Below are 21,027 nucleotides of genomic sequence, written 5' to 3' on the forward strand. Positions count from 1 at the left end.
CCAGATGCGGACTGGAACGGGAAGGCCGCCGTCGCGTGAGTACAGTCCACCAGCCAGACCCCAGGGACCGCCCCGCGCGGCTCACCGTCGGCGTCGTCGGCGCCGGCCGGGTGGGCCCCGCCCTCGCCGCGTCCCTCCAGCTCGCCGGACACCGCCCGGTGGCCGTCTCCGGCGTCTCCGACGCCTCCCGCAAGCGCGCGGCCCTGCTGCTGCCCGACGTGCCCCTGACGACCCCGGAGGACGTCCTGGCGCGCGCGGAACTGGTCCTGCTGACCGTCCCGGACGACGCGCTGCCCGCCCTCGTGCAGGGCCTCGCCGACACCGGCGCGATCCGCCCCGGCCAGCTCCTCGTGCACACCTCCGGCCGCTACGGCACGCGCGTCCTGGACCCCGCCCTGCGCGCGGGCGCGCTGCCGCTCGCGCTGCACCCGGCGATGACGTTCACCGGGACGCCCGTGGACGTCCAGCGGCTCGCCGGCTGCTCCTTCGGCGTCACCGCCCCCGACGAGCTGCGGCTCGCCGCCGAGGCCCTCGTCATCGAGATGGGCGGCGAACCCGAGTGGGTCGCCGAGGAGAGCCGCCCGCTCTACCACGCGGCCCTCGCGCTGGGCGCCAACCACCTCGTCACGCTGGTCGCCCAGTCCATGGAGCTGCTGCGCGCGGCGGGCGTCGAGGCGCCCGACAGGATGCTCGGCCCGCTCCTCGGCGCCGCCCTGGACAACGCGCTGCGCTCCGGCGACGCCGCCCTCACCGGGCCCGTCGCGCGCGGGGACGCCGGGACGGTCGCCGCGCACGTCGGGGAGTTGCGCAAGCACGCGCCCCAGACCGTCGCCGGGTACCTCGCGATGGCCCGCGCGACGGCCGACCGCGCGCTCGCGCACGGCCTGCTCAAGCCGGAGCTGGCCCAGGACCTCCTCGGGGTGCTCGCCGGCACGGCCGGTGCACCCGGCACGCCCGGCACCGAAGGAGACGCCCGATGAGCCTCGCCCTGCTGCGCACCGCTGCCGAACTCGACGCACGCGCGCGTACGGGCCGCCGATCGGTCGTGATGACCATGGGCGCCCTCCACGACGGCCACGCCACCCTGATCCGCTCCGCCCGCGAGCTCTCCGGGCCCGGCGGCGAGGTCGTCGTCACCGTCTTCGTCAACCCCCTTCAGTTCGGCAGGGGCGAGGACCTCGACCGCTACCCGCGCACCCTGGACGCCGATCTGAAGATCGCCGAGGAGGCCGGCGCGGACGCCGTGTTCGCGCCCTCCGCCGACGAGGTCTACCCGGGGGGCGAACCCCAGGTGCGGATCACCGCCGGACCCATGGGCGAACGCCTGGAGGGGGCCGTCCGCCCGGGGCACTTCGACGGCATGCTGACGGTCGTCGCCAAGCTCCTGCACCTCACCCGGCCCGACGTCGCGCTGTTCGGCCAGAAGGACGCCCAGCAGCTCGCCCTGATCCGCCGCATGGTGCGCGACCTGAACTTCGGCGTGGAGATCGTCGCCGTCCCGACGGTCCGTGAGGACGACGGCCTGGCGCTCTCCAGCCGCAACCGCTACCTCTCCCCCCGGGAGCGCCGCACCGCGCTCGCGCTCTCCGGCGCGCTGTTCGCCGGCCGCGACCGGCACGCCGCGCAGGAGGCGCTGCGCGCACGCGCGCGGGAGGTGCCGGCCACGCAGGCGCGCGCGCAGGCGCTCAGCGCGATCGGCGAGTCCCGCGCGGCGGCCGACACGCACGCCGTCGCCAAGGCCGCCGCAGGCGCGGCGGGCATCCGCGCGGCGGCCCGCGCGGTCCTCGACCAGGCCGTCCGCGCGGACCCGCCGATCGCCCTGGACTACCTCGCGCTCGTCGACCCCGCCGACTTCACGGAGATCGGGGACGACTTCACCGGCGAGGCCGTCCTCGCCGTCGCCGCCCGGGTCGGGACGACCCGGCTGATCGACAACCTCCCGCTGACCTTCGGAGCCGCCTCGTGAGCACCACAGGCATACGCCTTCACGCACCCGCGCCCGGGTGGGCCATTTCCGCCGACGTCGTGGTCGTCGGCTCCGGAGTGGCCGGCCTGACCGCCGCCCTGCGCTGCGAGGCCGCCGGCCTCGACACCGTGGTCGTCACGAAGGCCCGCCTCGACGACGGCTCCACCCGCTGGGCCCAGGGCGGCATCGCGGCGGCGCTCGGCGAGGGCGACACCCCCGAGCAGCACCTGGACGACACCCTCGTCGCCGGCGCGGGCCTGTGCGACGAGGACGCCGTCCGCATCCTCGTCACCGAGGGCCCCGACGCCGTACGGCGGCTCGTCGCGACCGGCGCGCACTTCGACGAGTCCGCCGAGGGCGACCTGGAGCTCACGCGCGAGGGCGGCCACCACCGGCGCCGGATCGCGCACGCGGGCGGGGACGCGACCGGCGCGGAGATCTCCCGGGCGCTCGTCGAGGCCGTCCGCGCGCGGGGCGTCCGCACGGTCGAGAACGCGCTCGTCCTGGACCTCCTGACGGACGCCGAGGGCCGGACGGCCGGTGTCACCCTGCACGTGATGGGCGAGGGCCAGCACGACGGCGTGGGGGCCGTCCACGCCCCCGCCGTGGTCCTCGCGACCGGCGGCATGGGCCAGGTGTTCTCCGCGACCACCAACCCGTCCGTGGCCACCGGCGACGGCGTCGCGCTCGCCCTGCGCGCGGGCGCCGAGGTCTCCGACCTGGAGTTCGTCCAGTTCCACCCGACCGTGCTGTTCCTCGGCGCCGAGGCGGAGGGCCAGCAGCCCCTCGTCTCCGAGGCGGTGCGCGGCGAGGGCGCCCACCTGGTCGACGCGGACGGCGTGCGCTTCATGGCGGGGCAGCACGAACTGGGCGAACTGGCACCCCGGGACATCGTCGCCAAGGGGATCATGCGGCGCATGCAGGAGAAGGGCGCCGAGCACATGTACCTCGACGCCCGGCACTTCGGCGCCGACATGTGGGAGCACCGCTTCCCGACGATCCTCGCCGCCTGCCGCGCGCACGGCATCGACCCCGTCCGGGAGCCCATCCCGATCGCCCCGGCCGCGCACCACGCCTCCGGTGGCGTCCGCACGGACTCCCACGGCCGCACGACCGTACCGGGCCTGTACGCGTGCGGTGAGGTCGCCTGCACGGGCGTCCACGGCGCCAACCGGCTCGCCTCCAACTCCCTCCTGGAGGGACTGGTGTACGCCGAGCGGATCGCCGCAGACATCGCCGGGACCGGCCTCCACGCGCGTGTGCCGGTGCCGGTCGAGACGCCGAGCACGCCCGCGCACCCCCTCCTGGCCCCCGAGGAGCGGTTCACGATCCAGCGGATCATGACCGACGGCGCGGGCATCCTCCGCTCCGCCGGCTCCCTCGCGCAGGCCGCCGGCCAGCTCGACGCGCTGCACGCGCACGCGCGGGGCGCGCTGGACGAGAACGGCAAGACCGCCGAACCGGGCGTCGACACCTGGGAGACGACCAACCTCCTGTGCGTGGCGCGCGTCCTGGTCGCCGCCGCCGGACTGCGCGAGGAGACCCGCGGCTGCCACTGGCGCGAGGACCACGCCGACCGCGACGACGCCGACTGGCGCCGCCACATCGTCGTCCGCCTGAATCCGGACCGTTCGCTCGCCGTGCTGACGACGGACACCACCCACTTCCCCCCGACCCAGCGTCCCCAGGAGCAGTGACCGAAGTGAGCAACGACCTTCCCCTCGTCGAGAGCGGCGGCTGCGGCGACGGCTGCGCCTGCGGCGCCGAGGGCGACGCCGAGTACCTGGAGTGCGGGCTCGACCCGGCGCTCGCCGCACTCCTCGCCGCCGCGGGCCTCGACCCCGTCGAGGTCGAGGACGTCGCGAACGTCGCGATCCAGGAAGACCTGGCGCACGGCGTGGACGTCACGACCGTCGCGACGATCCCCGAGGAGGCCGTGTCCACCGCCGACTTCGTCGCGCGCGAGGCGGGCGTCGTGGCGGGCCTCAGGGTCGCCGAGGCGGTCGTGTCGATCGTCTGCACCGACGAGTTCGAGGTCGAGCGGCACGTCGAGGACGGCGACCGGGTCGAGGCCGGGCAGCCGCTCCTGTCGGTCACCTCCCGCACCCGCGACCTCCTCACCGCCGAGCGCAGCGCGCTCAACCTGCTGTGCCGGCTCTCCGGCATCGCGACCGCCACGCGCGCGTGGGCGGACGCCCTGGAGGGCACGCAGGCGCGCGTGCGCGACACCCGCAAGACGACGCCGGGGCTGCGGGCCCTGGAGAAGTTCGCCGTGCGCTGCGGCGGAGGCGTCAACCACCGCATGTCGCTCTCCGACGCGGCCCTCGTCAAGGACAACCACGTGGTCGCCGCCGGGGGCGTCTCCCAGGCGTTCAAGGCCGTCCGCGAGGCGTTCCCGGACGTCCCCGTCGAGGTCGAGGTCGACACCCTCCACCAGCTCCGGGAGGTCGTCGACGCGGGCGCCGACCTGATCCTGCTCGACAACTTCACGCCCGGGGAGTGCGAGGAGGCCGTCGGGATCGTCGGCGGGCGCGCGCTGCTGGAGGCGTCCGGGAGGCTCACGCTCGACAACGCGCGCGCGTACGCCGCCACCGGGGTCGACTTCCTCGCCGTCGGGGCGCTCACCCACTCCTCGCCGATCCTGGACATCGGCCTCGATCTGCGTGAGGCGGAGTGAAGCGATGCTTCTGACGATCGACGTCGGCAACACGCACACCACCCTCGGGCTGTTCGACGGGGAGGACATCGTCGAGCACTGGCGCATCTCCACGGACGCGCGCCGGACCGCCGACGAGCTCGCGGTGCTGCTCCAGGGGCTGATGGGCATGCACCCGCTGCTCGGGATGGAGCTCGGCGAGGGCATCGACGGGATCGCCATCTGCGCGACCGTCCCCTCGGTGCTGCACGAACTCCGTGAGGTCACCCGCCGGTACTACGGCGACGTCCCGGCGGTCCTCGTGGAGCCCGGCGTCAAGACCGGCGTCCCGATCCTCACCGACAACCCCAAGGAGGTCGGCGCCGACCGCATCATCAACGCCGTCGCCGCCGTGGAGCTGTACGGGGGGCCCGCCGTCGTCGTCGACTTCGGGACGGCGACCACGTTCGACGCGGTCTCCGCGCGCGGGGAGTACGTCGGCGGTGTCATCGCCCCCGGTATCGAGATCTCCGTCGAGGCGCTCGGCGTCAAGGGGGCCCAGCTCCGCAAGATCGAGCTCGCCCGGCCGCGCAGCGTCATCGGCAAGAACACCGTCGAGGCCATGCAGTCCGGGATCGTCTACGGGTTCGCCGGGCAGGTCGACGGGGTCGTCCAGCGCATGGTCCGCGAACTCGCCGCCGATCCCGACGACGTGACGGTCATCGCGACCGGCGGGCTGGCTCCGACGGTCCTCGGGGAGGCGTCGGTGATCGACGAGCACGAGCCCTGGCTGACGCTGATCGGCCTGCGGCTGGTGTACGAGCGGAACGTCTCACGGATGTGAGCCTCCCGCCGTCCACGTCCGGGTGATCGGGCGGGCGGCGGGTTGACCGGGGTCCGGGGCGGGGGTGCCGTGTCCCGGGTGCGGGTTCTCGCGTTGGTACGCGCGTGGCGGGCGGGGGAAAGGTAGGCGCCACGTGCGGGGGTTATGTCGAATTTGTCTGATTAGCGCGTATCGTCGGCACATGCCCACGCCATACGGATCTCGCGGCGGCATGGCGTTCGGTGCGGAGGAGCTGCGTGTGCTCCGTCGCGCCCTCGCCCTCGCCCTTCACCCCGGTCCCGCCTCGGCAGAGGACATCCAGGACTGTCATCGGCTGGCGACGTCTCTCGACGAGGCGCTGCGCGAGGCCGCTCGGTTGCGGACGTTCCTGGTGGCCGATCTCGCGCGGTACCGGTCGGCCCTGCCCGGCACCGCCGCCGGCTATCTGACGCTCCTGGAGGAGGTGCTGGGCACCGGGTACCGTCCCGACCCGGACGACCTCGCCGCCCTGCGGGCCCTACGGGGCAACCCGCTCGCGGCGACCCTCCTGAGCCGCTGCCAGGTGCTGGCCGAGCAGGACGTCCGCAGCCGCCTGGCCCGCCGGACCACCCGCCATGCCGTCCCCGCGCCCCTCACACCGACTCCCGCGGTCCCGCCCTCCCGCACCCGCCTGCTGGCCCTCCCGGGCGGCCTGTCGCCCGACGGCGGCTTCGAGGAGGCCACGGGGGACGAACCGGCGGCTCCGCAGAAGCGCCCGGAGCCCCGGCCGGCCGAGCGCCCCGCCCAGCCCTCGGCCCCCGAACAGCCCCGCCGGCCCATCCCCACCCCGGGCGAGGTCTTCCCGCGCCGCAAGCCGGCCCCGACCCCACCCCCGGCCGACCCCGAGGAACGGCTCGCGGCGGGCTGACCTCCGGGGGCTGGCTCCGGGGCGAGGAATTCCTCCCTCGCCCCGCCGGACCCGTCCCGCCGACCCCGGGAAGCCGTTCACGGACGGGTGCGGTCCGGCCGGACGCCGCCGGGGAAATCCCGGCGTACGGCTCTCCGGGCCCCCGGAGAACCCGACCGTCCGGTCCGGTTCGGAATTCCGTACCCGCGTGCCCCCTCCGGTGGCCGGCCGCGTCCCGCATACCCCTATCGGCGGACGAGGGCGTCCTGCGGAACGCGTTTCGTTCTATGAAGCGCCTATGAGCGCGTTTCGCCGGGCTCCCAGGGATTCGGGGAGAAGCGCGGGCCGGGGTTGTCATCGAACGCTCACTGATCGTGGCGGCCGGGGTTCGCGGAGGGAATTGGGCGGACGACGCGCACGGGGTCGCTCTCGGCGGGTCTTGTTCGGAACCGGTGGCCGCGTTTCGCCCCCGCCGGTTTCCCCCGGCCCGGCTTCTTCGTGGCTCGGAATCGTCGGATGCCAGGATTTCGGGACCTCGGATTTACGGGTTCCGGTCCCTCGGTGCCTGCATTTCCCGGGCATGGCGGTCGCGGATTCCCTGGTCGGGCGCAGTGCGCGCGTGATCGCCGGGGCCGTCGGAAACACAGAGAGGACCGTTCGGTGCACACCGGGTGACGAGGCGGATTCCCGCCGCGGGCCACTTCCGGGGGAGTACGGGGCCGTGAGGATACCCGGAAGGGGTGTGCGGGGGCCCGAGTTTTCAAAAGCTCCGGAATAGCGCCCCAGGACCCGCCGATCCGCCGAACGGAACGCCCGGGGGACGCCACCGGGAGCCGCCGGCCCGCGCGAGAGGGCCGCGACCAGGGGTTCCGCCGCTTCCCGACCCCGCCCGGATGTCCGCTTTCTCCGTGGCTACCCTGGGTCCATGGACTACGTCTCCGCACTCGTGCCCCCCATCGTCATGGCAGTGCTCTTCATCGGCGTGATCCGCGTGATCGTGAAGACCCAGGGCGGCGCCAACAAGGCCAAGGAGGACGCGGCCGTCGACGCGGCGCTCGCACAGGCGGAGGCGGCCCGGCAGGGCGGTTCCGGCCGCTCCGAGGGCTGACGCCCGGAGCACCGCTCGACGCGCGCCTCACCGTCGTACGCCCCATTTGTTCCTGTTTGTGGGGGAAAGTTCGGGTTCGGCGGGTGAATGTGAGGATCTCCCACTATTGTGCTGAGCGTGCCTCGCCCATTGGGAGAACTCGAAGACGCGGTCATGACGCGGGTGTGGAAGTGGAACCGCCCGGTGACCGTTCGGGAAGTCCTGGAAGACCTTCAGCAGGAGCGGTCGATCGCCTACACCACGGTGATGACCGTTTTGGACAACCTCCATCAGAAGGGCTGGGTGCGCCGGGAGTCGGAAGGCCGGGCCTATCGATATGAGGCGGTCTCCACGCGCGCGGCGTACGCGGCGGCCCTCATGAACGACGCCTGGAGCCAGAGCGACAACCCCGCCGCCGCCCTCGTCGCCTTCTTCGGGATGATGAGCGAGGAACAGCGGGCGTCGCTGCGGGACGCCGTACGGATCGTCCAGGGGCCGGAAACGCCAGCACAGAGCCCCGGCGCGGCGCCGGAGGGCGTCGGGCGATAACGTCCGGCCCATGCCAGCGCACAGGCCCCCCGCCCACGCCATCACCGTCCGCCGCGCGCGCACGGGCGACGTCCCCGCCGTACGCAGACTCCTCGACGACTACGCGCGCGGGCGCATCCTGCTCGACAAAGCGACGGTGACGCTTTACGAGGACATCCAGGAGTTCTGGGTCGCGGAACGGGACGACAACGCCGAGGTCGTCGGCTGCGGCGCGCTGCACGTCATGTGGGAAGACCTCGCGGAAGTTCGTACTCTCGCGGTCAAGCCGGGCTTGAAGGGCTCCGGTGTCGGGCATCAGTTGCTGGAGAAGTTGCTGCACACCGCGCGTTGGCTCGGCGTTCGCCGGGTTTTCTGTCTGACCTTCGAAGTGGACTTCTTCGGCAAGCACGGCTTCGTGGAGATCGGCGAGACGCCGGTGGACACCGATGTCTACGCGGAGCTGCTCCGTTCCTATGACGAGGGCGTCGCCGAGTTCCTCGGACTCGAACGAGTGAAACCGAACACCTTGGGCAACAGCCGGATGCTTCTGCATCTGTGATCGACCTTGCCCAAGGGCCCTATGTCCGAAACGCGCACGTTTCCGGGCGGGGCGGGCGGCCGGTCTCTCCCAGGGGTTTGTGTTTTCCCAGCAAAAGCGGTTTGCTTTCCGACGTACTGCGTAGTGCATATAACTAGGGGCGGTGAAACGGCGGACGCCGCAGACCCCCAGCCCTCACGTTATCGATGAAAGGAATACCGGTGGCACAGAAGGTTCAGGTCCTTCTTGTCGACGACCTCGACGGCGGCGAGGCGGACGAGACCGTGACGTTCGCGCTGGACGGCAAGACCTACGAGATCGATCTCACGACGGCCAATGCGGACAAGCTGCGCGGCCTTCTCGACGCCTATGTGAAGGGCGGCCGGCGCACCGGTGGCCGTGCTTCCGGCGGGCGCGGAAAGGCCCGTGCCGCGGCGGGCGGCAACCAGGACACCGCGCAGATCCGCGCCTGGGCGAAGGAGAACGGTTACGACGTCAACGACCGTGGCCGTGTTCCCGCGACCATTCGTGAGGCCTACGAGAAGGCCAACGGCTGAGCGCACGCGCTCCACAGGCGGGCACGGTGCACCTCGGTCGCCAATGTGTCCACGAGTCGTACGAGGTCGGGGGCGCCCTTGTCGCCCCTCGGCGCCGACATCGTCGGCAGCGAGGACTCCTCGCGACCCGGAACGGGGGGCCGCAGCCACACGGCGGCCCCCTGTGCAGTTCCCCGGCGCGCCCCCGGCGGCAGCGGGGCGGTGATGCTCCCGCCCGCGCCGATCGCGGTCAGGTCCAGCGCCACCGCGCCCCACTCCAGCCACCGCAGGAGCCCCGGCAGCTCCTCCGCGCCGCCCGCCCTGACGAGGAACCGCATCCGGTCCCCGCGCAGCGCGACCGGCGCCGCCGGCCCGATCCGCCCGAGCGCGGCCCGGCCCGCCCCGGCCGGGACCTCCAGGACGTCGAAGTGCCGGCCGGTGAAAAGTCGTACCGGTGATCCGGGCACTGTCGCCCAGCCCAGCTCGTTCTCGTACCAACCGCGGACCGAGCCGCGGGGGCGCGGCGGACGGCGGGGGGAGGGGACCGTGGTGACGGAGGGGACGGCGGGGGGCGTGGGGCCGAGTGGGGGGTGCGAGCCAGCCATGCCGAGTGCAACCGCCCGAAGAGGCCGGGAGTTACGCTGGGTGCCCTGGAGGCTGCACAGCGTGCCGAAAGGGGGGTGTGGGGCCATGCGGGGCCGCGCAAGGTTGTTCGCCCGTAGCGGAGGGAACCGGTGCGTACGGCATGGACTGTCAGTGTCGACGGGTAAGACATCCCTAGTGGGAGGGGGGCGACGCGCAGGAAAGGCCGTCCCGCGTTCGCCGTCGGCGTACTGGCGACCGGGGTAACTGCCTGGCCTGCGGGAACATCGTCTCGCACCATCAGGTTGGAGCAGATGTCGGCGTTCGGGGTCAGGGGACCGTGCCAGGTCCCCGGTCCCGCGGAGGTGATCCGGACGGTGTCGGCAGTTGGAATGAGCGGTCCCCGCTTGCGGGACTAAGCTGCGGAAGGACAGCGAGGGGAGCGTCCCCTCATTGCCTGACCGCTCTGAGGAGCGATTAACGATGTTCGAGAGGTTCACCGACCGCGCGCGGCGGGTTGTCGTCCTGGCTCAGGAAGAAGCCCGGATGCTCAACCACAACTACATCGGCACCGAGCACATCCTCCTGGGCCTGATCCACGAGGGTGAGGGTGTCGCCGCAAAGGCCCTGGAGAGCCTCGGCATTTCGCTTGAGGCGGTCCGTCAGCAGGTGGAGGAGATCATCGGCCAGGGCCAGCAGGCCCCGTCCGGGCACATCCCCTTCACCCCCCGTGCCAAGAAGGTCCTGGAGCTGTCGCTCCGCGAGGCCCTTCAGCTGGGCCACAACTACATCGGCACGGAGCACATCCTGCTCGGCCTGATCCGCGAGGGCGAGGGCGTCGCCGCCCAGGTCCTCGTCAAGCTGGGCGCAGACCTCAACCGGGTCCGGCAGCAGGTCATCCAGTTGCTCTCCGGCTACCAGCAGAGCAAGGAGACCGCCACCGCCGGCGGCCCCGCCGAGGGCACGCCCTCGACCTCGCTCGTCCTCGACCAGTTCGGCCGGAACCTCACCCAGGCCGCCCGCGAGTCCAAGCTCGACCCGGTCATCGGGCGCGAGAAGGAGATCGAGCGGGTCATGCAGGTGCTGTCCCGCCGCACCAAGAACAACCCGGTCCTCATCGGTGAGCCCGGCGTCGGCAAGACCGCCGTCGTCGAGGGCCTCGCCCAGGCCATCGTCAAGGGCGAGGTGCCCGAGACCCTCAAGGACAAGCACCTCTACACCCTCGACCTCGGTGCCCTGGTCGCCGGCTCCCGCTACCGCGGTGACTTCGAGGAGCGCCTGAAGAAGGTCCTCAAGGAGATCCGCACCCGCGGCGACATCATCCTGTTCATCGACGAGCTGCACACGCTGGTCGGTGCGGGTGCCGCCGAGGGCGCCATCGACGCCGCCTCGATCCTCAAGCCGATGCTGGCGCGCGGTGAGCTCCAGACCATCGGTGCCACCACGCTCGACGAGTACCGCAAGCACCTGGAGAAGGACGCCGCGCTGGAGCGCCGCTTCCAGCCCATCCAGGTCGCCGAGCCCTCGCTGCCGCACACCATCGAGATCCTCAAGGGTCTGCGCGACCGGTACGAGGCCCACCACCGCGTCTCCATCACGGACGAGGCGCTGGTCCAGGCCGCGACCCTGGCCGACCGGTACATCTCGGACCGCTTCCTCCCGGACAAGGCGATCGACCTGATCGACGAGGCCGGCTCCCGGATGCGCATCCGCCGGATGACCGCGCCGCCGGACCTGCGCGAGTTCGACGAGAAGATCGCCGGCGTGCGCCGCGACAAGGAGTCCGCGATCGACTCGCAGGACTTCGAGAAGGCCGCCTCCCTGCGCGACAAGGAGAAGCAGCTCCTCGCCGCGAAGGCCAAGCGTGAGAAGGAGTGGAAGGCCGGCGACATGGACGTCGTCGCGGAGGTCGACGGCGAGCTGATCGCCGAGGTCCTCGCGACCGCCACCGGCATCCCGGTCTTCAAGCTCACCGAGGAGGAGTCGTCCCGCCTGCTGCGCATGGAGGACGAGCTCCACAAGCGGGTCATCGGCCAGAAGGACGCCGTCAAGGCGCTCTCGAAGGCGATCCGCCGTACCCGCGCCGGCCTCAAGGACCCGAAGCGTCCCGGTGGTTCGTTCATCTTCGCCGGTCCGTCCGGTGTCGGTAAGACCGAGCTGTCCAAGGCGCTCGCCGAGTTCCTCTTCGGCGACGAGGACGCGCTGATCTCCCTCGACATGTCGGAGTTCAGCGAGAAGCACACGGTCTCGCGGCTCTTCGGCTCGCCCCCCGGCTACGTCGGGTACGAGGAGGGCGGTCAGCTCACCGAGAAGGTGCGCCGCAAGCCGTTCTCCGTCGTCCTCTTCGACGAGGTCGAGAAGGCCCACCCGGACATCTTCAACTCGTTGCTCCAGATCCTGGAGGACGGTCGCCTGACCGACTCCCAGGGCCGGGTCGTGGACTTCAAGAACACGGTCATCATCATGACGACCAACCTCGGCACCCGGGACATCTCCAAGGGCTTCAACCTGGGCTTCGCGGCCACGGGCGACACCAAGTCCAACTACGAGCGCATGAAGAACAAGGTCTCGGACGAGCTGAAGCAGCACTTCCGTCCCGAGTTCCTCAACCGCGTGGACGACGTCGTCGTCTTCCCGCAGCTCACCCAGGAGGACATCCTCCAGATCGTCGACCTCATGGTCGGCAAGGTGGACGAGCGCCTCAAGGACCGTGACATGGGCATCGAGCTGTCCCAGGCGTCCAAGGAGCTGCTGTCCAAGAAGGGCTACGACCCCGTCCTGGGCGCCCGGCCGCTGCGCCGGACCATCCAGCGGGAGATCGAGGACACGCTCTCGGAGAAGATCCTCTTCGGCGAGCTGCGCCCCGGTCACATCGTCGTCGTCGATGTGGAGGGCGAGGGTGACAACGCCACCTTCACCTTCCGCGGCGAGGAGAAGTCGGCGCTGCCCGACGTCCCGCCGATCGAGCAGGCGGCCGGCGGTGGCGGGCCGAACCTGAGCAAGGAGGCGTAAGCCTCGCAGGTGTCACGGAAGAGGGCCGGTGCTGCGAAGCACCGGCCCTCTTCGTCGTCGTACGGATCACGCCGGTTCGCGGGCCGGCGTCGTACGGAGCCGGACTACGAGAGCTGGCCGTCGTAGTCCGGCAGCTTGAAGGTCTTCTCGGCGTGGCCGCCGGAGAGGTCCGTGGCGCTGTTGCCGATGTTCGCGATGATCGTGTAGCCCTTGTTCTCGATGTCGACGCGCTGGGCGGTCTTGTAGGCGGCGACGTCCTTGAAGAGGTCGAGGAAGCCGCGGACGTACAGGCCGGAGACCTGGTAGCCGACGTACTTGAGGTTGTAGTCGGTGACCGACTTGATGATGCCGGGGCGGGCGGTGACGAAGAACAGGGAGACGCCGTGCTCCTGCGCGTACTTGGCGACGTTCAGGACCGGCTTGTTGGCCGGCTGGGGGTAGCTGAAGCCGAAGTCGGTCTCCAGCGTGGTGTTGTCGATGTCGAGGACGATCGCCTGCTTCTCGCCGGGCTTGGCGGCGGCGATACGGTTCTTCAGGTACGGCAGGGCCTGGTCCATCACGGACTGGCAGTCGACCTGCCAGGTCGCGTAGTCGACGTCCGCCGCGGCTGCGGCGGTGACGGCGGTGGAGGTGCTGGTGGCCGTAGCGGCCTGGGCGCCGGCCGGGACGGCGAGGGCCGTCACCGCGGTCGCCGCGACGACCGTCAGGCCGATGCGGCGCGTCCAGGTGCCTCTGGTCATGTGTGGGGTCCTCTCGCGTCCTTGCGCTGCCATGTGTCGTGGGCATGCTGGTGGGTGGGAGTGGCTTGAGGGGAACCAGCGGGTTACTGGACGGTAGATGGTCATGAGAGGCGCGTCACAGACCCCGTGCGCGCATCGTGACCAGGGTCACAGTGCGGGGTGTGGGGGCGGTGATGTGGCGCATAGGGGGTGCGTCACGTACTAGGTGGAATAGTGGAGAAGATGCCGGGGTGATCTGTCCGGATAGGGGTTGTTCGTTCTGACTTACTAGGTTCTGTCGTACGTCACACGTTTGGGGGTCGGCGGGGGCGCGGGTTACCAAGGGATGGTCCACCCGGCAGGGTTCGTACGCCGGGTGGCCTTTCTGTCCCCGAACTCCCGAGGTATCGATGTCCCCGCGCGCTCTCCTCCGCTCCACCCGTACGTCCTCGCTCCGCGTCCGCGTGGCCGTCGGCGCCACCGCTCTCGGTGCCGCGGCCGTGCTGGGCGGGGCGGGGGCGGCGTCCGCCGCGAGCCCCTCCTGGGTCGACCCGGTGAAGTCGTACACCCTCTCCGCGAGCTTCGCGCAGTCCGGGAACCTGTGGTCCGCCAAGCACAGCGGGCAGGACTTCGCGGTGCCGACCGGCACCACCGTCGTCGCGGCGCACGGCGGGACCGTCGTCAAGGCCGGCTCCGGCGGTGCCGGGGACGGGTCCGCGTACGGCAACGCGATCGTCGTCAAGCACGCGAACGGGGTGTACTCGCAGTACGCGCACCTGTCGCGGATCGACGTCAGGATCGGGCAGGTCGTCTCGACCGGGCAGCAGATCGGGCTGTCGGGCAGCACCGGGAACTCGACCGGACCGCACCTGCACTTCGAGATCCGGACCACGGCGAACTACGGCTCCGCGGTGGACCCGGTCGCGTTCCTGCGCGGCAAGGGTGTGACCGTCTGACCCGGCGCTTTGGTCTGGGCTGAGTCAGGGGCGCGACGCGGAGACCGCGGCGCGCCCCTCAGCGGTTCATGTTCTCGTGGGCCTGGGTCACCAGGTCGATCGCGACCTCCAGAGCCGCCTCGCGCTTCTCCTCCGGGGCGCCCTCGACCTCCGCGAGCAGGAACATGCCGGCGTGCAGCGTGAAGATCGCGCTGATGCAGCGGACCTGGTCGGTGAGGGGGGCGTCGGGGTCGATGATGATGTCGCGCAGGCCCCGCATGCGGTCCTTGAAGGAGTCGCCGATCTGGAGTTCGCGGACCGTCGCCTGGTTCTCCTGCATGAAGCGGAAGAGGGGGGCGGCGTCGGCGAGGTGGCGGCTGTAGCGCCGGACGATCTCCTGCTTGGTCTCCAGGGTGTGGGGCTGCTCGGCGCCCCAGTCGATCAGTTCCTGGATCGGTTTCGTCAGATCGCCGAAGATGCTGACGATGATCTCTTCCTTCGTCTTGAAGTGGTAGTACAGGGCCGCTTTGGTGACGTCGAGGCGCTCGGCGATCTCGCGGAGCGACGTCTTCTCGTAGCCCTGCTCGGCGAAGAGTTCGAGCGCGACGTCCTGGATGCGCTGGCGGGTGTTGCCGCGCCGCTGCTGCTTGGTGCCGTCCATGGTGACGCCCATTTTCCAACTCCTCGCGCTTCTTCGGAAACCCGCCCGCCGATGGTTGCCTTGGGAAAAAACTTACTTGACGACCGGCTAGTTACGGGTCTACGTTCCCCAGTGTACAGAACTAGCCGGTCGGCAAGTAAGTAGCCGGCCTGGGGGAGTGGTAACCATGGCGGACACACAGAGCGTCACCTCGGTGGACGGGGATGGCGCGGAGCGGGCGGCGGGGTCGGTCGCCGCGTCGGCGGCGTCATCGGCTTCATCGGCCGCGGGGGTTTCGGCGGCGGGGACTTCTTCGGTGGTGGGGGCGCCGGAGGGGAAGCAGCCTCGGAGCGTGCGCGTCGTGCTGCTGGCGCTGATGATCACGATGATGCTGGCCATGCTCGACAACATGATCGTGGGTACGGCGATGCCGACGATCGTCGGCGATCTGGGCGGCCTCGAACATCTCTCGTGGGTGGTGACGGCGTACACCCTCGCGACGGCCGCGTCGACCCCGATCTGGGGCAAGCTCGGCGACATGTACGGCCGCAAGGCCACGTTCATGACCTCGATCGTCATCTTCCTGATCGGCTCCGCGCTGAGCGGCATGGCCCAGGACATGGGCCAGCTGATCGCCTTCCGGGCCGTTCAGGGGCTCGGCGCCGGCGGTCTGATGGTCGGCGTGATGGCGATCATCGGTGATCTCGTGCCGCCCCGGGAGCGGGGCAAGTACCAGGGCATGATGGCGGGCGTCATGGCGCTCGCGATGATCGGCGGACCCCTCGTCGGCGGCACCATCACCGACCACTGGGGCTGGCGCTGGGCCTTCTACATCAACCTGCCGCTCGGCGTCGTCGCCCTCGGTCTCATCAGCGTCGTCCTGCACCTGCCGAAGAAGCGGTCGCAGGCGCGGATCGACTACCTCGGCGCCACGCTGCTGACCGTCGGCATCACCTCCATCGTCCTCGTCACGACCTGGGGCGGTACGGAGTACGCGTGGACGTCCGCGCGGATCATGGAGCTGATCGGGATCGGGGTCGCCGCGCTGGTCGGGTTCGTGTTCTGGCAGAAGAAGGCGGCCGAGCCGATCCTTCCGCTGCACATCTTCCGGAGCCGCAACTTCACCCTGATGGCCGTCATCGGGTTCGTCACCGGGTTCGTCATGTTCGGCGCGACACTGTTCCTGCCGCTGTACCAGCAGTCCGTGCAGGGTGCTTCCGCGACCAACTCCGGGCTGCTGCTCCTGCCGATGCTCGGCGCGATGCTGGTGACCTCGATGGTGGCCGGGCGGATCACCACCAGCACCGGGCGCTACAAGGTGTTCCCGGTCGCCGGCAGCGTCCTGATGATCGTCGGGCTGTACCTGCTGTCCACGATGGACACCGGGACCTCGCGGTTCACCTCCGGTGTCTTCATGGCCGTCGTCGGGCTCGGGATGGGCTGCCTGATGCAGATCACCATGCTCGTCGCCCAGAACAGCGTCGAGATGAAGGACATGGGCGTCGCGTCATCCTCGGCGACCCTCTTCCGGACCCTCGGGTCGTCCTTCGGGGTCGCCATCATGGGCGCGCTGTTCAACAACCGGGTCCAGGACGTCATGGCCGAGCGGGCCGGGGCGCTGGGGTCGAAGGTGACCGAGGCGTCCGCCCAGCTGGATGCCGCGAGCCTGGCGAAGCTGCCGGCCGCCGCGCGGGAGGCGTACCAGTACGCGGTCTCCTCCGGGAGCCACTCCGCCTTCCTGCTCGGGTCCGTGATCGCCGTCGTCGCGCTTGTCGCGGCCGTCTTCGTCAAGGAGGTTCCGCTGAGGGGGGCGGGGCCGAAGGGTGCTGAGGGCGACGCCTGAGTTTTTGAGGCCGGTGGCCTCGGCTTGAGCCGGGGTTGTGCGAGTCGGTTCTGAATGAGGGCCCTCCGGGTGGTGTCCGCCGCCGGGGGGCTCTTTTTCGTGTGGGGCGGGGGCCAGGGGTGGGTGTTGGGCGGGGGCTGGTGGGGTGGGTGCGGGTTCGTCCGTGGCTGGTCGCGCAGTTCCCCGCGCCCCTGAACCTGCCGTGTGCCGTGTGCCGTGTGCTGCCGAGGGCCGGGGCCGGGGCCGGGGCCGGGGCCGGGGCCGAGGCCGAGGGTCGGCGCCGGGAGTCAGGGGTGAGACCGGGCTGCGTTCGAGGTGTTCGTGTGCTGCTCGCCCTGCCTCACCGCTGTCGCCGTCTGCTCCGCCCCCGGAACTCGGGTTGTGAGCCGCGTCGCCCCTGTGCGCCTCCCATCCCGCCCTCGCCCCACTCACCGTCCCCGACCCGCCCCTCCGGCCCGAAGCGTGAAGCCGTCCACGGCAGTCCCAGCCCTCTCCCGCCCCGTCCTCACGGCATCATCGGGTAGCTCCCCGTGTTCGTCGGGGCGTGTTCCGGGAGCCAGAGGACGGCTACCGCGCCTTCGGAGGGGATGTGGTCGGGGGCGGCCGGGGGGCGGACGTTGCGGAAGGTGAGGCGGGCGCCGAGGACGCGGGACTGGCCCGCGGCGATCGTGAGGCCCAGGCCGTGGCCGTGGCCGGAGCGGTCGGAGCTGCCGGTGCGGAAGCGGCTCGGGCCGTCGGCGAGGAGGGCCTCGGGGAAACCGGGGCCGTGGTCGCGGACGCGGATGACCCGGCCCTCGACCGTGACCTCGATGGGCGGCTTGCCGTGCCGCGCGGCGTTCGCCAGGAGGTTGAACAGGACTCGCTCCAGGCGGCGGGGGTCGGTGGTGACCTCCGATTCGTGGACCACGCGGACCCGGACCGCCGGGTCCTTCGCGGCCACCCGGCGGCTGACGAACTCGCCCAGCATGATGTCCTGCAACTCGGCCCGCTCGGACGCGCCGTCCAGCCGGGCCACCTCCAGTACGTCCTCCACCAGTGTCCGCATCGCCTTCGCGCGGTCCAGGACCAGCTCCGTCGGCCGGCCGGGCGGCAGCAGCTCCGCCGCCGTCAGTAGCCCCGTCACCGGCGTCCGCAGTTCGTGCGCGATGTCCGCCGTCACCCGGCGCTCCGCCTCCAGCCGCTGCTGGAGCGCGTCCGCCATGGCGTCGACGGCGCTCGCGAGGTCGTCCGTCTCGTCCCGGACGACTCCGCCGATCGCGTCCCGCACCCGGACCTCCGTCTCGCCCTTGGCCACCTGGTTCGCGGCGGCGGCGGCCTTGCGCAGCCGGCGGGAGAGCTGGCCGCCGATGAGGACACCGAGCGCGCTGCCGCCGAGGACGACCGCTATCGAGCCGATGACCAGGGCCTGGTCGAGGTCGTTGAGGATGTCGGTGCTGCGGTCCGTGAAGCCCGTGTGCAGCGAGAGGACCCGGCCGCCCTTGACCGGGACGGCCGCCCAGATGTCCGGCGGGCCGCCCCTGCGGTCCGCGACGAACGTCGCCCTGCGGCCCTCCTCGACCTTGTCACGCAGCTCCCGGGGCAGCGTGGGGTCGTCGATCTTGACGCTGGGGAAGTTCGGGCGGCCGGACAGCTCGTAGTTGCGCTGGGCGATCTGGACCCGCTCGTCCGCCAGGTCGCGGGCGTTGTCCAGCATGGACACCCGCGCGGCGTTGTGCACGACCAGGCTCAGCACGATCGCGATCAGCGCGCCGACCAGGGCGATCGCCGCGCTCAGCTTCCACCGAAGGCCCGTACGGATGTCCGCGCGCTCCCAGAGCGCCGACACCTGCTTCCGGATCATCCCCGCACCCCTGTCCCGCTCAGGCCTTCAGCTTGTAGCCGAAGCCGCGGACCGTCTCGATGCGGTCCTGGCCGATCTTGGTCCGCAGTCGCTGCACATGGACGTCCACGACGCGGGTGTCCCCGCCCCAGCCGTAGTCCCAGACGCGCTCCAGGAGCTTGTCGCGCGAGAGGACCGTGCCCGGGGCGGACGAGAACTCCAGGAGCAGGCGCATCTCCGTCGGCGTGAGCGCGACCGGGGTGCCCGCCTTTCTGACCTCCATGCCTTCCGTGTCGACCTCCAGGTCGCCGAAGGTCAGGACGCCGCCCGTCGCCGGGGCGTCGGCCTCGGCGCGGTCGCCCCCGCCTGCGTGCCCGAAGCGGCGCAGGACCGCGCGGATACGGGCGACCAGGACGGCGCCGTCGAAGGGTTTCGTCACGTAGTCGTCCGCGCCGGCCTCCAGGCCCAGGACGACGTCGATGGAGTCGGCCCGCGCGGAGAGCATGATCACCGGGACGGTCGACTCGTCCCGGATGCGCCGGCACAGGCTCACGCCGTCCAGGCCGGGCACCATCACGTCCAACAGGGCGATGTCGGGGCGGTTCGCGCGGAACGCGTCGAGGCCCGACAGGCCGTCGGGCATGGCGGTGACCGCGAAGCCGTCCCGCTCCAGGGCGAGCTGGGTGGCTTCGCGGATGACGTCGTCGTCCTCGACGAACAGCACGTGTGTCTGGTCTGCCATCCGGGTGCTCTCAGTCCTCGTGGGGGTCACTTGTCGGTCGTACCGTGCTCGGCGCGGGGGCTTCCACCAAGGGGACGCTCCGCGAGCCCGGCCCGTTCACCGGCGCTTTCACTCGTACATCGGTCCGGGCCGCCCGATCGGTTCACACCGCCGGAGATTTTTTCGCCGACTTTGATTTCCCCAGCTCAGCGGGGCTCGGTCAAGACGCCGAAAGGCCGGGAAGCGTAGCCGATCGGCGCTGGACACGGCGCCGTCCGGCCGTCGGCCCCCACCGCCTCACCCCGGGTCCGGCACCGGTGTGGCCTCCGTGCCCGTGTTCCCGTACTCCGTGTGCGTGCTGAACTTCTTCGTGAACTCGCCCGAGCTCCAGGCGTACGTGATCACGGTCTCCCCCGAGGGGTTGGAGACCGCGTCGTCCTTGGCGTAGACCTGTTTCGTCACGACGAGATAGCCGCGGTCTATCTCGGCGTAGACCGGGGGCTCCTCGGCCTTGAAGACGTTCTGGTAGCGCCCGTCCTTCTCGTGGTAGACGTACGACCCGACCCCGACCGCGTCGGTGCAGGTCAGGACGTTGACCACGATGTCCGTCGCGGCGCCGCCGGTGAGGTTGCCGTACTCCACGTCGACCGGGTACTGGTCGGCGACGCACGGCTTCAGCTCGCGCTTGACCTCGGCGGCGACCGCGGGGTCGTCCTTCACGAGACTGACCGCGTCGATGTCGCGCGGGTCGGAGAACCCGGTCTGCGAGGGCGTCGCGCCGACGACGGCGTCCGCGTGGGCCGGGCCCTCGTCACGCGCGCCCGTGCCGCCCGTCCCGCAGGCGGACGCGCACAGGGCGAGGACGGCGATCACGGACAGACCCGTGATCGCCGCCTGGAAGGTCCCCTGGGCCGAAGACTGCTCCGGCTCTGTCAGGCCGCCGCGCAACGCTCCCGCTCCTCACGCTCCAGCGCGCGTGCGTCCAGATCGCGGGCCTCCAGCTCCTCGCGGAGCCGGGCGAGCGCCCGGTGCAGCGTGCTCTTGACCGTTCCGGCCGACATGCCGAGGGCCGCGGCCGTCTCCTCCGTGGACATCTGCTCCCAGTGTCGCAGCACGACGACACTGCGCTGCTTCGGGGCGAGCACCTTCATCGCGTCCATCAACAGGGCGCGGTCCGCGTGCTGTTCGGTGGCGTCCTCGACCGAGGCGTCCGGGAGCTGCTCGGTGGGCACCTCCTCCAGCTTGCGGGCCCGCCACCACTCCGTACGGGTGTTGATCATGACCCGGCGCAGGTAGGCGTCCGCGAGGCGCTTGTCCGCGATGCCCTCCCAGCGGCCGTACGTGCGCGCCAGCGCCGTCTGGAGGAGGTCCTGCGCGTCCACCGGGTCCGGGACGAGCCGGCGGGCACTGCGCAGCAGCGCGTCCTGCCGCGTGCGGACGTACTCCTCGAAACCGAGCACCTCGCCGTGCGCCATGTCCAACCGCCTCCGATCCCCGTTCCGGCCGACTTCCGTGCCGGTTTCCCGCTTGTGGTCTGTCGCTCCGGCGCGTCGCCGGGGCATGCAACAGAAGCTACGGAGCTGTTGTCACGGCACTGTCCGAAGCAGCCTGCGGCGAGCGCGCGGCTGTCCGTCGGTTGTGTAACGACGGGCGGATCGGATACGAGAAGTGGGGGTTTTGATGCGCCTATGTGGTGATTTGGCCTGTCGGTGGATGTGACACAGCCGAAGGTTCCGCTGTGACGGAGGGCCTTCGGC

At 71.2% G+C, this 21,027-nt stretch carries 20 protein-coding genes; 13 read left to right on the forward strand and 7 right to left on the reverse strand.

The window, feature by feature from the left end:
- Window positions 1-35 precede the first annotated feature (35 nt).
- The 10 genes from ABZX85_RS46655 (at window position 36) to ABZX85_RS46700 (ending at window position 9,020) form a co-directional block, all read left to right on the forward strand.
- Window positions 36-980: a DUF2520 domain-containing protein gene (locus ABZX85_RS46655; RefSeq protein ID WP_355884134.1), complete on the forward strand. Its 945-nt coding sequence runs from the start codon at window positions 36-38 to the stop codon at window positions 978-980.
- Window positions 977-1,966: a pantoate--beta-alanine ligase gene (gene panC / locus ABZX85_RS46660; protein WP_355884136.1), complete on the forward strand. Its 990-nt coding sequence runs from the start codon at window positions 977-979 to the stop codon at window positions 1,964-1,966. The genes ABZX85_RS46655 and panC overlap by 4 nt, the downstream gene beginning before the upstream one ends.
- Window positions 1,963-3,663, forward strand: coding sequence for an L-aspartate oxidase (locus ABZX85_RS46665; protein ID WP_355884138.1), 1,701 nt, complete (start codon window positions 1,963-1,965; stop codon window positions 3,661-3,663). The genes panC and ABZX85_RS46665 overlap by 4 nt, the downstream gene beginning before the upstream one ends.
- Entirely contained in the window at window positions 3,660-4,643 is a 984-nt protein-coding gene (gene nadC, locus ABZX85_RS46670) for a carboxylating nicotinate-nucleotide diphosphorylase (protein WP_355884140.1), read from the forward strand. Before ABZX85_RS46665 ends, nadC begins: the two co-directional genes overlap by 4 nt.
- Window positions 4,644-4,647: 4 nt before the next feature.
- Window positions 4,648-5,445, forward strand: a complete 798-nt coding sequence (locus tag ABZX85_RS46675; protein ID WP_355884142.1) for a type III pantothenate kinase — start codon at window positions 4,648-4,650, stop codon at window positions 5,443-5,445.
- Between the two features lie 211 nt (window positions 5,446-5,656).
- Window positions 5,657-6,331: a hypothetical protein gene (locus ABZX85_RS46680; protein WP_355884204.1), complete on the forward strand. Its 675-nt coding sequence runs from the start codon at window positions 5,657-5,659 to the stop codon at window positions 6,329-6,331.
- Between the two features lie 904 nt (window positions 6,332-7,235).
- Window positions 7,236-7,418 (forward strand): hypothetical protein, encoded by a 183-nt coding sequence (locus tag ABZX85_RS46685; protein WP_355884144.1) that lies wholly within the window; start codon window positions 7,236-7,238, stop codon window positions 7,416-7,418.
- 117 nt (window positions 7,419-7,535) lie between these two features.
- Window positions 7,536-7,946 (forward strand): BlaI/MecI/CopY family transcriptional regulator, encoded by a 411-nt coding sequence (locus ABZX85_RS46690; RefSeq protein WP_355884145.1) that lies wholly within the window; start codon window positions 7,536-7,538, stop codon window positions 7,944-7,946.
- Between the two features lie 10 nt (window positions 7,947-7,956).
- Window positions 7,957-8,484: an amino-acid N-acetyltransferase gene (locus ABZX85_RS46695; protein WP_355884147.1), complete on the forward strand. Its 528-nt coding sequence runs from the start codon at window positions 7,957-7,959 to the stop codon at window positions 8,482-8,484.
- 200 nt (window positions 8,485-8,684) lie between these two features.
- Window positions 8,685-9,020 (forward strand): Lsr2 family protein, encoded by a 336-nt coding sequence (locus tag ABZX85_RS46700; protein WP_010351472.1) that lies wholly within the window; start codon window positions 8,685-8,687, stop codon window positions 9,018-9,020.
- Here ABZX85_RS46700 and ABZX85_RS46705 read toward each other — a convergent pair.
- Window positions 8,999-9,604, reverse strand: a complete 606-nt coding sequence (locus ABZX85_RS46705) for an SCO3374 family protein (protein WP_355884149.1) — start codon at window positions 9,602-9,604, stop codon at window positions 8,999-9,001. The two genes, ABZX85_RS46700 and ABZX85_RS46705, sit on opposite strands and share 22 nt — an antisense overlap.
- Before the next feature lie 460 nt (window positions 9,605-10,064).
- On the opposite strand from ABZX85_RS46705, the gene ABZX85_RS46710 reads away from it, so the two are divergent.
- Window positions 10,065-12,593, forward strand: a complete 2,529-nt coding sequence (locus tag ABZX85_RS46710; protein WP_355884151.1) for an ATP-dependent Clp protease ATP-binding subunit — start codon at window positions 10,065-10,067, stop codon at window positions 12,591-12,593.
- A 104-nt stretch (window positions 12,594-12,697) separates the two neighbouring features.
- Here the strand turns inward: ABZX85_RS46710 and ABZX85_RS46715 are convergent, their stop codons facing one another.
- Entirely contained in the window at window positions 12,698-13,333 is a 636-nt protein-coding gene (locus tag ABZX85_RS46715; RefSeq protein WP_355884153.1) for an HAD family acid phosphatase, read from the reverse strand.
- 389 nt (window positions 13,334-13,722) lie between these two features.
- Between ABZX85_RS46715 and ABZX85_RS46720 the strand changes: the two genes are divergently transcribed.
- The gene (locus tag ABZX85_RS46720) at window positions 13,723-14,268 is read left to right on the forward strand and encodes a M23 family metallopeptidase (RefSeq protein ID WP_355884155.1); all 546 of its coding nucleotides are present in this window, start codon (window positions 13,723-13,725) and stop codon (window positions 14,266-14,268) included.
- 58 nt (window positions 14,269-14,326) lie between these two features.
- Here ABZX85_RS46720 and ABZX85_RS46725 read toward each other — a convergent pair whose 3' ends face one another.
- Window positions 14,327-14,920, reverse strand: a complete 594-nt coding sequence (locus tag ABZX85_RS46725; RefSeq protein WP_355884157.1) for a TetR/AcrR family transcriptional regulator — start codon at window positions 14,918-14,920, stop codon at window positions 14,327-14,329.
- Window positions 14,921-15,074: 154 nt separating this feature from the next.
- Between ABZX85_RS46725 and ABZX85_RS46730 the strand changes: the two genes are divergently transcribed.
- On the forward strand, window positions 15,075-16,730 hold the full coding sequence (locus ABZX85_RS46730) for an MDR family MFS transporter (protein WP_355884159.1): 1,656 nt from the start codon (window positions 15,075-15,077) through the stop codon (window positions 16,728-16,730).
- 505 nt (window positions 16,731-17,235) lie between these two features.
- On the opposite strand, the gene cseC is transcribed toward ABZX85_RS46730, so the two are convergent.
- The 4 genes from cseC to ABZX85_RS46750 form a co-directional block, all read right to left on the reverse strand.
- Entirely contained in the window at window positions 17,236-18,570 is a 1,335-nt protein-coding gene (gene cseC, locus ABZX85_RS46735) for a two-component system sensor histidine kinase CseC (RefSeq protein ID WP_355884161.1), read from the reverse strand.
- A 19-nt stretch (window positions 18,571-18,589) separates the two neighbouring features.
- Window positions 18,590-19,291: a two-component system response regulator CseB gene (cseB, locus tag ABZX85_RS46740; protein WP_355884163.1), complete on the reverse strand. Its 702-nt coding sequence runs from the start codon at window positions 19,289-19,291 to the stop codon at window positions 18,590-18,592.
- A gap of 276 nt (window positions 19,292-19,567) precedes the next feature.
- Window positions 19,568-20,218, reverse strand: a complete 651-nt coding sequence (locus ABZX85_RS46745) for a hypothetical protein (RefSeq protein WP_355884165.1) — start codon at window positions 20,216-20,218, stop codon at window positions 19,568-19,570.
- A complete protein-coding gene (locus tag ABZX85_RS46750) occupies window positions 20,203-20,745 on the reverse strand; it encodes a SigE family RNA polymerase sigma factor (protein WP_055724273.1) in 543 nt (180 codons plus the stop codon). Before ABZX85_RS46750 ends, ABZX85_RS46745 begins: the two co-directional genes overlap by 16 nt.
- Window positions 20,746-21,027: the final 282 nt, after the last annotated feature.

It is taken from the genome of Streptomyces sp. NPDC004539 (genome assembly GCF_040610055.1).
Classification (GTDB): Bacteria; Actinomycetota; Actinomycetes; order Streptomycetales; family Streptomycetaceae; genus Streptomyces.